This is a genomic window from Pseudomonas sp. GW460-12-10-14-TSB1 (assembly GCF_017349775.1).
Classification (GTDB): Bacteria; Pseudomonadota; Gammaproteobacteria; order Pseudomonadales; family Pseudomonadaceae; genus Aquipseudomonas; species Aquipseudomonas piscium.
Window position 1 is genome coordinate 1 of record NZ_JACNAC010000101.1, and the last position, 10,531, is coordinate 10,531.

The following is a 10,531-nucleotide window of genomic DNA, read 5'->3' on the forward strand; positions in this document are numbered from 1 at the left end:
GGAGAGCTCCTCGGAGAAAATATTTATGAGGTCGGGCAATGAGTAAGTTAAGTACGGCGGAGTACGTGCTTACCTTTTTGGGTGTAGCCACGTTTTTGGGCGGGGGAATTACTGCTGGGGTGTATTTCTATCTAAGCTGCACCCGAATGGATGAGATTTTGGGGTATGTAAAAAATTGCAAAGTAGTAAATAACCAAAAGTATTACCTTTATATGGGGGCTTGGGGCCGATTTTTAATGATTGGGATGATTTCGGGTGCCTTGGCATACTCTGGCTATCAAATTAGAAAGGGGCTGATGGATGCTGGCGATGTAGCTGATTTTCCTGAGCCGCTCAAGCGGAGACTGATAGCAATGTTTAACGTGCAGTTGGTGTTTTTGGTGTGTCTTATAGTTGAGTTTATTTCTATAAAGTTAATCAGGTTGTGAGCGTAAAAATCAAATATGAGGCAAGGCTGTGAGTAAATTTGGTGCGGCGGAGTATGTGCTTGCCTCTTGTTGTCTTGTAACTCTATCAGGTGGGGTGATTATTTCAGGGGTGTTCTTTTATTGGGGGTGTACGAGAATGGATGAGGTTTTAGGGTATGTTAAAAACTGCAAAATCATAATGGGCAACAGATTTTATCTATACATGGGGCGTGGGGTCGAATGGCAATGGTAGGGATGGTTGCGGGCTCCTTAGCCTATCCTGGTTACTATATTAGAAAGGGGTTGATGGATGTTGATGATATAAATAATTTTCCTGAGCCATTCAAGCGTAGACTGATGAAGCTGTTTAACGCACAGTTGGTGTTCGTGGTCTGTTTTATAGTTGAGTTTATTATTCTGAAATTAATCAGGCCATGAGCGCAAAGAAATAATCGGCTCAGGTAAAGGTGGAGTGGGAACGGACGAAATGGTAGGTGACATAATCTATGAGGCTTTAATTGAGCCTGCTTAGCCTGATGGCTATTGTCTTTGCATTCACGTTTGCCGGAGTACTTGTTGCTATCTTTGCCTTGATGGGTGTTTTTTGTATCTCGGAATAGTTGGAAAATTAAACAAAGTTGACGAGATGCCTTCAGCCTGTCCATCGGCCGTCCGTGGTCCAGGCTGTGAAAAAAACAGGCCCTGTTTTGAAGTCTGCCGCTTCATGAGTTACTCTGCATGCACACTAAATACCCGCAACTCCGTTCCATTGCGAATAGTTACTTCTAACACGCAGCCATTCGGGCCGCTCTCTCGAGCAATTTGATCTATTCGTTCGTTTATATAGACGGCTACGATGGGGCCAACTACCGGAATTTGTAGGCAAAGAACGCCTATGGCTGCTCTTGTCATCTCATTAGTGATTGTGTTGACGTCAGCTCGATCAAACTTAATGTTTACGTCTGTGTCGGTGTTGATGATGTCTCGGTTGCCTACATTAACAGATGCAATGTACATTTTGATTATCCCTGATAATGTTGAGGGAACGAACTCCCCGCCTAAACTACAGCCACGACGGGGTTGCTCACGCAAATCGAGAGCCGATTAGAGGGGGGTTGAGGAAGTGAAGTCGATTGGTATGAAATTGCCGTTGTTGTCTTTTATGGCGTAAAAGATGCCTGATACACGCCAGTCGCTGACTCCTTTTTCGCCGACTAGTATAATGTTAGTGTAGATGTCTCGGGTGCTTTTGCTGTGTTTTTCAACATAATTAGTAAAGCAGTAATAGCCTTTTGGTAAGCCGGGAGGGGATTCGACTACATTCTGAAAAACCATGGAGCGTTCATTTGCGGGGCCAAGCTTTTTCTCAATTCGTTTAGATGTTTCGCTAAATGGATACTTGTTTAGTCCAGCCTTAAATGAAGATGACGTAAGCTCATAAGCTTGATCATATTTGTTAGTGTCGAGGTAGGATTTGAACATATTCGCCACCACCGATGGATCAGTTGAGGGCTTGTAAGGGGTAGGGTCAATTGGATCTTGAATGTATCTTGATCCAAAGTAAAGCACTACGAGGAACACCGCCAACGCACCACCAGCGCGGACCAGCTTATTGGGCGTTCCTGTGACTATATAGCCGGGAAGAATTCCGCCAATACCCCCCGCTGCAAGACTGAGGATTACAAGAATAACCATTTTTTTGAAGGACTCGGATTCTGGAACATTCATTGCTACATATAAAATTATCGATATGAAAACAACTCCAAAAAGAAATGCCAAGATCACTTGCAGTGATAGCTTTCCTGGAGGATCGGCTGCATTTTGGTCCATGGGTGCACCTGAATAATTTAGAGCTGAGGGAGATAGGGTTAAGCGTGAGGCTTTTACTTACCTTAGGCAGGGGAGGTGCAAGCTGCAATATATGGAGCAGGTGCAATTGATAATATATCGAAATTAAAGTTTGTTTCTTAATAGCAAAAGGTTTTTGCGTTGGTATTGTACTTCGTTTAACAACTAAAAAGGTTTGGAGTGGTTGCTGCCTTGGCAAGGTGGAAATCTTAACGATGACGACTGTTTTTGAGGTTTTATTGATATGTGACAGCCTTGGGAAAAGAGTTTACGTACAGTTAGGAGGGGCGCGGGTAAGTGTGTGTCAAATACCATTTTTCTTTACACCTAACGAGGGCCCAGTTACACCTTGAAGTCGGGCTTCTGGAGTAAACCCAAGATGGGTACCTACATCTTCACCTGCGACCAATATTGCTGCAGATCAAAAAAGTTGAGATGCAGGAGAGCGTCGAAGCCATTTAGCAGTTGTGCATCAATAAGGTTTTTTGGGGGCTCAAGTTCGTCAAAAGGAAACCCAAGACTGTCTGGCTCTGAGCCGAAAAGGGGACAATCTGTTCCCGTTTCCTTTGTCCATTTTTGGCCGTTCTCTGCCTGTCGTCACTGCGGTGCCTGCTTGTCAAGTCGAATGTAAACAGCTGGTCAGCACTGATGCAATTGACTGGTTAGTGGCAATGTAAATGGGTAGTCAAGTCCATGCAATTACACAGATAGTAACTTGGCACTATGCAAAAGACGATCTTTAAGGCCAAGGTTCTGCAGAAATTTTTTAGATGAAAGATAGTGCATGGTGCTCGCCCGTCCCGGTAGCAAGCAGGTCGCTACATGACTATGTTTCCACTTGCAACCATGGCCGGATAGACCAACACCTCGATACCCCGCGCAGAGTACGGCTCGCCATGCCTTACCGCAGTCCAGATATTTCCAAGACGATTAGTTGGACATAAACTGCCACGCCTTTGTCGTTGCTCCGTATCGAGCCCGGGACTAGCCTTTGATCGTCGCTGCAAAAGCAGTGATCGGGTTTGGTCGCCCGACTTGATACAGGCGCAACAGCGCCCCTTTGACGATTGCAGGCGCTTTTTTTGCGCTCGCATTTCCGTGCAATGGCGGCTGTGCGTGGAAGGGCTTCGGCCCTGCCGGGTTCCTGTATCTCCGGTCGACCAATCCGCGCACGGCTGCCACCCATTCGTTTGGTCGCGAACGTGGCAGCTCTCACTTTGATATGGGAGTTTCAATCATGTGCGCTATCAAAACCTCTGCAAATCGTGGTCGCTTCAACGGGGTAAATGGAGGTGCGCTATGAGCACCGCCACCCCTGTCAAAACCCTCGGCTTTGTCACCTTCAGCCCTTGCGGCGACGGTGATCAAACCCTGTTTCGCGTCAATGCTGACGTACCTCTGCACCAAGCCCTGGAACACGCTTCGACCCTGCTGTACTACGCCAAGAAACTCGCCCTGGACGCTGCCATGGAGGAGCAGGGCGAACGTTACGCCTGGGCCGCGCACTTTCTGGCGGAGATGGGTAAGGCGGTGATTGATGATGTGGGATTGGGGCTGAGGGAAGAGGAGGTGTTGCAGGTTTAACAGGTAGGAGGATGTTGGGGAGGGCGCCGTTTCTTGGTGGCAGGGAAACGGCGTTTTTTAGGGCGGTCGCCCCCGGCACCGCACTGTCGATTTCCCGGAGTCTGGTTCGACTATCTTTCAGGGAATGAAGCCGATGGGTCGCAATGATCGTCGGCAGCTCCCTGCCTGAGCACTTTTACGCAGACGAACCAGGAGAAGACCATGCGCAAGCTTATCGTTGCCGCTTTCATGAGTCTGGATAACGTCATTCAAGCGCCCGGCGGGCCTGAAGAAGACACCAGCGGCGAATTCCGCTTCGGTGGCTGGATAGTGCCCTACGCCGACGAAGCCTTCGGCCGGGCCATACAGAAGCTGTTCTCGCAGCCGTTCGACTTGCTGTTGGGGCGGCGCACCTACGACATATTCGCCGGGTATTGGCCGCACATACAGGCCGGTTCAAGCAACAGCGCCATCGCCGACCTGTTCAACCGCGTGCCCAAGCACGTGGCCACCCATAGTCCCAACACCCTTGATTGGCACAACAGCCATGCGCTGCAAGGAAACCTTGCCGACGCCATACAGGCTCTCAAACAGCAGCACGGCGCCCACCTGTTGACCCAGGGCAGCGGCGATCTGGTGCGCCAACTGCTGGCCGCCGGGTTGGTGGACGAGCTTCGGCTGATGATCCATCCCATTGTGTTGGGGCGCGGCAAGCGGTTGTTCGACGAGCATGCACAAGCGTCGGCCTTCACTTTGGTGAACTCGACCAGCACGCCTGGCGGGGTGCTGATTGTTCGCTACGTTCGCAGTGGCGACGTACAAACAGGAAGCTTTGAAGAGTAGGAAAACCCGTGCGTGACGGTGTTGAAACCCTGTGTCTTGGCTTGATAGTCGCCTCTGGAGCTTCGAGGCGTGAGTAGAATCTCCTGGGGGTTGGCTTAGGGGCGAAAGCGGGGCGGTTGTGAAACCGCTAACGGCCAAAAGCAGTCGGTTATAAACGCCCGCTGAAAGATTTAGCCAATCTGTTGCATCGATCGGTTGAATCCACAACCCTTTGCAGACATTCATAATGTGAAACTTCAGAGGGCGGCAGCCAGCAAGCGAAGCGCCGCTGGCTGATTGGGGCTGCGGAGGCAGTCCCGAGTGAGCGAAACGAGCGATCTTGAACCGTATGTCAGGCGTCTTCTGCAGAATTTGTAATAGGGAGCAATCCCTTGAACGTATATACTCGTTTCGCCACACGCTGCCCTGAGGCGGAAAACCCGACATTTCCGTTGGTTTTTAGTCCTAGCTCTCCTTCGCCCTTATATTCGTAAAATTCTTCTATTGTTACTTCCAGCGCTGTGCTGATGCGTTCAGCAATGGCTAGTTCTTGTGCAACACGTGCTTCGCGCTCAGCTGTGACAGTTAGAAACTCCTTTCGCTGTGCTTCTATACGTAGTTCGTCTAATTGTTTTTCAGTGTTCAGGACACCGTCCCAAATATCTTGAATCGAAGACATTGCGGCACCTTTCTTGTTGGGGGTTGGTTTCGTGTTGCTTATAGGGCCTGACAAGATCCGAGCTGAACACCGCTCGCGTTCTTTGCGAGTGTGTGTTCGAGCGAATGGTTATCCGACAATACATTCTGTTCTGCGCAACGGAGTTATAAATGCAGTGATCACTCAAACCAACGAAAAATCGAAAAACGACTTTCAACCACTGGAGCGGTTTTTTCAATTTTCGGCCAGATAAACTCCTTGCCATTTACAGTTTTCCTACTCGATGGGCCTGTTGTTGGATAACTATAAATAGACACTAAATGGTGCGATAACGCTCTCACAGGTTTGGTGGATAAAATTCCTTGTCCTCTCGTCTACCCCTGACTAGGCCAGGCATTGTGACAGTCAGGTGAGCAGTTGAAGGGGGTTATACACCATGGACGGCAAGCCTATTCTGCTCGATCAATTCCGGCATCAGACCTAGCATAGCTCCTTATTTGCCATCGCACGGTCCACCGGCAGCTCTTGGCTGATTACTGCCCGTCGCGAAGGGCTGAAACCGGCCAGAAGCGGTCGTCTGCGTTGATGGCCATCCTGCAGGAGCAGGCACCACGGGTGTTCGTTTACAGCCTCGCCGAGGCCTTTGTGAATCTCACCGTGAGGGGTGACCCAACTGTGCCAAGCCACTGCAGACAGGCAACTCAACAGAGAGTTTTCGTTCGGAATCGAGCAATAGACCGTGTCTGCATTGGGCATCTCTAGTGAGGTTCTCTTGATATGCTCCCTGCTGCCGAACATCGCAGACGGCTTTTTCCGTCGCATTTCTCGCTCAAAAACAGCGGTCTACTAGTGAAGACCACTTGGCCGCGTTGACTCAGTTGAAGTGCAGGCGTCGTAAGGTTCCAAACAACGAATGTTAAAGCCTAGGGGGCTCCAGGAACGAGCCCCCCAAGGATATCATTACTTGGCGTCCTCAACCCCCAGCCGCTTCTTCAGAGCGTCTTTTGCGATTGGTCCAAGAGCGTCTGTTACAGCTTTAATTTCGGCCTTGCTCTTGGCATCTTTACCAGAAAGAGTTCCGGTCTCCACCACGGCGAACTTCAAATACAGTTCACCGGTTGTTGGGAACGCCACTGGTTTAGTCAGGGTTAGACCACTCATCTCGTAGTTGCCGTTCTCATCCTTCGCGGCCCTCCCAACAGCTTTGAACATTTGGGCTGGTTTCTTTACCGGATCCTCTACCGCTATGCCGGATACGCTTATTGCATCAGGCGATGTGTCCTTCAATTCGCCGTCATCGAAATACGACACTGCACCCGCGACAGACACGCCAATCTTACCTTTTCCACCACCCTCATCCTTCGTCAAAGCTGCGCTAGATTTTGACGCCACAAGAAGGGGAGCAAACTGAACGGCGGAGAGGCCGTCTTTCCCAGGGGTGAATCCCTTAACGCTGAGCAGGATTGCCATTTGCGGGTCGTAATTGACCTTTTTGTCCGATCCGACTGTGGGTCTATATCTGACCAGCGCTAAGCATTTCGTACTTGTCAGCATCGCACCGTTTGTCGTCCAAGTAGCGTTCCAGGTTCTGCTCGATTGCTCCTGAATCTTATCGACCTTGCTATTCACAGCTTCAACAGCCAGATCCCAAGCTACCCCACCAAGAGCCGAAAGTGCAGCAGCTCCCAACGGTGCAACGCCCATTGTTTCGACGTCCCCCTTGTTAAAGCAATAAGCCTTGAATTCGTCGGCGACATCGTTTTTTTCAAACAAATTCGGCCACTGCTTTGCCTCAGTCAGAGGAGTAACCGCGCTCCAATCTCCCTCTGAGCTAGATGGTTCAATTTTTGAAGAGGTGATAATTGACCAAGATTCACAACCACCTAAGGCCAAAGCAAATACTGCTACTCCCAAGTTTTTGAAGTGCTGCATGAGTTTGACGCTCCATGTTGTCGTTTCGACGCATATGGCAAAGTGCCATGGCCAAAATTTGTATAGCTCATCGAGTTTGGTTTAGCGAGCAGCAAACCAAACAAAAAAGGCCCCCGCTAGGGAGGCTCCCGCGCTGAGGGATTAGGTCGAGCCCGCCATTTGCTGAGTCAGGGGCAGAATCAAGAGTTAGCTTGACGGGTTGAGGAGGCAGTCCTCAGCGCTTGCTCTCCACCTTCAATTTCGTTTCGGTGAGCTGCTCCCGATGGAGGTAATGCCTCGGCACCAGAGGAACAGTGGTAATTCCCTTGCCATCACCAATGCTAGGGGTGACTGTTGAGTGCTTGAGCAGCGCGACACGCGAATTGCACCTGTCATAAAGCGGAACACAAGTAGCGCCTTTTGGGCTGCGTATCGGTGCGAGGTGATATTTGCCTCGGATCGATTGCTGCCCTTTGTAACCAGCAGCTACTGGCGGTTAGTAGCCATTCCCGAACTTTCACTTCGACCATTAACTGAAATGGCCAACTGCTCTATGCTCACGCAGGCTTTGAGGTAAGTGTCTATCCGTGCAAAAGCACATCGACAGACAAGACAAAACGATTCGAAGCACGGATACCCAGGCCCCAACCACCTCACCCGAATACCCGCACCCCATTTTGTGTCACTTCAACCCAAACAACCTCCGCGCATTCCCCCGCCCAATCTTCTCCCTATCGTTCTCACTGATCAGCGCTTCATCAAACCAATTACTCGCCGTCGCCATGCTTTCATACGGGTAATCCGCTGAAAACAGCACACGATCGACGCCAATTTCGCTGATGGAATCCAGCAGGCCCTTGGTGTGGAAGTGACCGGCGGTGGTCAGGTAGAAGTTGTGGCTGAAGTAGTGGCTGACCGGTTTTTTCGCGTTGCCCAGGCCTTCGCCTTCGCGTTGCATGTGCAGGCGGTGTTCCAGGCGCGGCAGCATCAGCGGCAGGCCTTCGGCGAGGTGGCCGAGGATGAGGGTGAGGTTGGGGTAGCGGTCGAACAGGCCGCTGAGCATCAGGCGGATCGCGTGGGTGGCGGTTTCATGGGCGAAGCCCCAGGCCGAGCCGACCAGCGATGGGTAGCCCTCGTAGATCCGTCGCTGGCTCGGCAGCGGTTCGCGCGGGTGCAGGTAGACCGGCACGTTGAGCGCCGCGACCCGCTCCCAGAATTCCCAGACCGGCGGTTCGTCCAGGTACTGCGCGGTATCGGCGTTGCCGATGTTGGTGTAGCCGTTGATCAGTGCCCCCACCATGCCGTAATCCTTTACCGCACGTTCCAGTTCGTCCGCCGCGGCCCTGGGCGATTGCAGGGCCACGGTGGCGAAGGCCTTGAAGCGCTGCGGGTGGCGGGCGACGAATTGCTCGGTGACCTGCTCGTTGGTCCGTTGGGCGAAGGCGACCGCCTGACGGGTATCGAGCAGAGACTGGGCGCCGGGGGAGGTGAGGGACAGGATGGCGAGGTCGATGCCATGTCGGTCCATATCGGCGATGCGCTGGTCGCTGTCCAGCAGGCGCCTTTCCACATCCGCCATATAGGCCCGGCCATTGCGCGTGGCTTCGCCGGAAGCGTCCCACAGGCTGTTGTTCAGCTCGGTGCTGACGTGTTCCTCGAGTACGATTTTGCCTTTCATGCTGATGTAACCTCTTTAAGGATAAACAGGTACGTGGCGGGTCGACTTAGGCCTGGGCTTCGGCGGTCGACAGGCTGATGTGTTTGTATTCGATGAAATCGTCGATCGCCGCGGCGCCGTTCAGGCGGCCGAGGCCGGACTGGCGATAACCGCCTTCCTCGAATTCGTCGTAGACCTTGGCCCAGTCGTTGATCCACACAGTGCCGGCCTGCACCTTGCGGGCGACGCGCAGCGAGCGCTTGGTATCGCGAGTCCAGATGGCGGCGGCCAGGCCGTATTCGCTGTCGTTGGCCAGGGCCAGGCCCTCGGCTTCGCTGTCGAAGACTTGCAGGGTCAGCACCGGGCCGAAGGTTTCCTTCTGCACGATGTCCAGCTTCGAGTCGCTGACCTCCAGCAGGGTCGGGCGGTAGAAGGCGCCGTTGGCCAGTTCGCCGTCAGTGGCCGGGCCACCGCGGAGGATGACCTTGGCGCCCGCCGCAATTGCCGCCTCGACGGCCTGGTCGACCCGCTGCACGTTGGCCTTGTCGATCAAGGGGCCCATGTCGCTGCGCGGGTCGGCAGCCGGGCCGACCCGCACTGCTTGCAGGCGTGCCGCCAGGCGGTCGCGCAGCTGGTCGGCGATGCCGCGCTGCACCAGCAGCCGCGAGCCGGTCATGCAGAACTGTCCAGCGAACACGGTCAGGGCTTTTTCCAGGACCGGCAGGGCGGCGTCGAGGTCGGCGTCGTCGAACACCAGGTGCGGGGTCTTGCCGCCCAGCTCCAGGCCGAAGCGCTTGAGCGACTGCGCGCCCACCGCGGCAATGGCGCGACCGGTGGCGGAAGAGCCGGTGAAGCTGATGACCGGCACCTGGGGCGAGGCGATCAGGCGGCGCGAGCCTTCGCCGCCGGACTCGGTGAACAGGTTGATCACCCCGCGCGGCAGGGAAGGCGCCTCGGACATGACCTTGGCGATCAAGGCGTTGGTCTGCGCGGTCTGCGCCGGCATCTTGATCACCACCGTGGTGCCGGCGGCCAGGGCCGGTGCCAGCGAACGCACCATCAGCACCACCGGCGAGTTCCAGGGCACGATGATGCCGGCCACGCCCATGGGTTCGCGCAGCACGATGGACAGTACGTCGGGGCGCGGGGTGCCGCTGTGGCCGCGTTCGGTGCGGGCCAGGGCCGCGTAGTAGCGCAGCTTGGAAGGCACCATGCTGACTTCGAAGCGGGCTTCGGGCTTGATCTTGCCGTTCTCCAGCGCCAGTTGTTCGATCAGCGCCTCGCTGTTGCGCTCGAAGGCGTCGGCCAGCTCGTCGATGACCCGGGCGCGCAACGCGCTGTCGTCGGTCCAGTCACTGTTGAAGGCGCGTACGGCCGCGGCGATGGCCGCATCGGCCTCGGCGCCGCCGCCATCGGCGTAGTGGCCGATGACCTTGGAGGTGGCCGGGTCGATGGATTCCCGGTGCTCGCTCGAGTCGATCCAGGCGCCGTCGATCCAGTGTTTGGCAAGGGTGTTGTGAATGGTCATGGCAGTGTTCTCCGGCTCAGCTGTAGCGACGCGCGATGTATTCGGCGGTGGCAATGGTGGTGACGTTGGTGGCGACCGAAATGGTGTCCGGGAAGATCGACGCGTCGACCACCCGCAGGCCCTGCACGCCGTGTACC

General features: G+C 54.0%; 9 protein-coding genes. 3 read left to right on the plus strand and 6 right to left on the minus strand.

Translation table 11 applies throughout. The annotated features are described in order from the left end of the window. The first annotated feature begins 38 nt into the window (after nt 1–38). Nucleotides 39–428, plus strand: coding sequence for a hypothetical protein (locus tag J4D52_RS29920; protein WP_063430215.1), 390 nt, complete (start codon nt 39–41; stop codon nt 426–428). Between the two features lie 1,083 nt (nt 429–1,511). On the opposite strand, the gene J4D52_RS29925 is transcribed toward J4D52_RS29920, so the two are convergent. After that, nucleotides 1,512–2,237: a DUF4019 domain-containing protein gene (locus tag J4D52_RS29925; RefSeq protein WP_102678202.1), complete on the minus strand. Its 726-nt coding sequence runs from the start codon at nt 2,235–2,237 to the stop codon at nt 1,512–1,514. 1,317 nt (nt 2,238–3,554) lie between these two features. Between J4D52_RS29925 and J4D52_RS29930 the strand changes: the two genes are divergently transcribed. Both J4D52_RS29930 and J4D52_RS29935 read left to right on the plus strand, forming a co-directional pair. Continuing rightward, complete coding sequence (locus J4D52_RS29930) at nt 3,555–3,839, plus strand: DUF3077 domain-containing protein (protein ID WP_102678201.1); 285 nt, start codon at nt 3,555–3,557, stop codon at nt 3,837–3,839. Between the two features lie 201 nt (nt 3,840–4,040). Continuing rightward, entirely contained in the window at nt 4,041–4,661 is a 621-nt protein-coding gene (locus J4D52_RS29935) for a dihydrofolate reductase family protein (protein ID WP_102678200.1), read from the plus strand. A gap of 331 nt (nt 4,662–4,992) precedes the next feature. On the opposite strand, the gene J4D52_RS29940 is transcribed toward J4D52_RS29935, so the two are convergent. The 5 genes from J4D52_RS29940 to J4D52_RS29960 all read right to left on the minus strand — a co-directional run. After that, nucleotides 4,993–5,319 (minus strand): hypothetical protein, encoded by a 327-nt coding sequence (locus J4D52_RS29940; protein ID WP_124302837.1) that lies wholly within the window; start codon nt 5,317–5,319, stop codon nt 4,993–4,995. A gap of 939 nt (nt 5,320–6,258) precedes the next feature. Then, the gene (locus J4D52_RS29945; protein ID WP_124302838.1) at nt 6,259–7,230 is read right to left on the minus strand and encodes a hypothetical protein; all 972 of its coding nucleotides are present in this window, start codon (nt 7,228–7,230) and stop codon (nt 6,259–6,261) included. 661 nt (nt 7,231–7,891) lie between these two features. Further along, entirely contained in the window at nt 7,892–8,887 is a 996-nt protein-coding gene (locus tag J4D52_RS29950) for an amidohydrolase family protein (RefSeq protein ID WP_102678198.1), read from the minus strand. Nucleotides 8,888–8,933: 46 nt separating this feature from the next. Beyond that, nucleotides 8,934–10,394 carry an aldehyde dehydrogenase family protein gene (locus J4D52_RS29955; RefSeq protein ID WP_102678197.1) on the minus strand — a complete coding sequence of 487 codons (1,461 nt, stop codon included), beginning with the start codon at nt 10,392–10,394 and terminating at the stop codon, nt 8,934–8,936. A 16-nt stretch (nt 10,395–10,410) separates the two neighbouring features. Beyond that, nucleotides 10,411–10,531: GMC oxidoreductase (locus J4D52_RS29960; protein WP_207272219.1), on the minus strand; the 121-nt coding region annotated here is incomplete at its 5' end.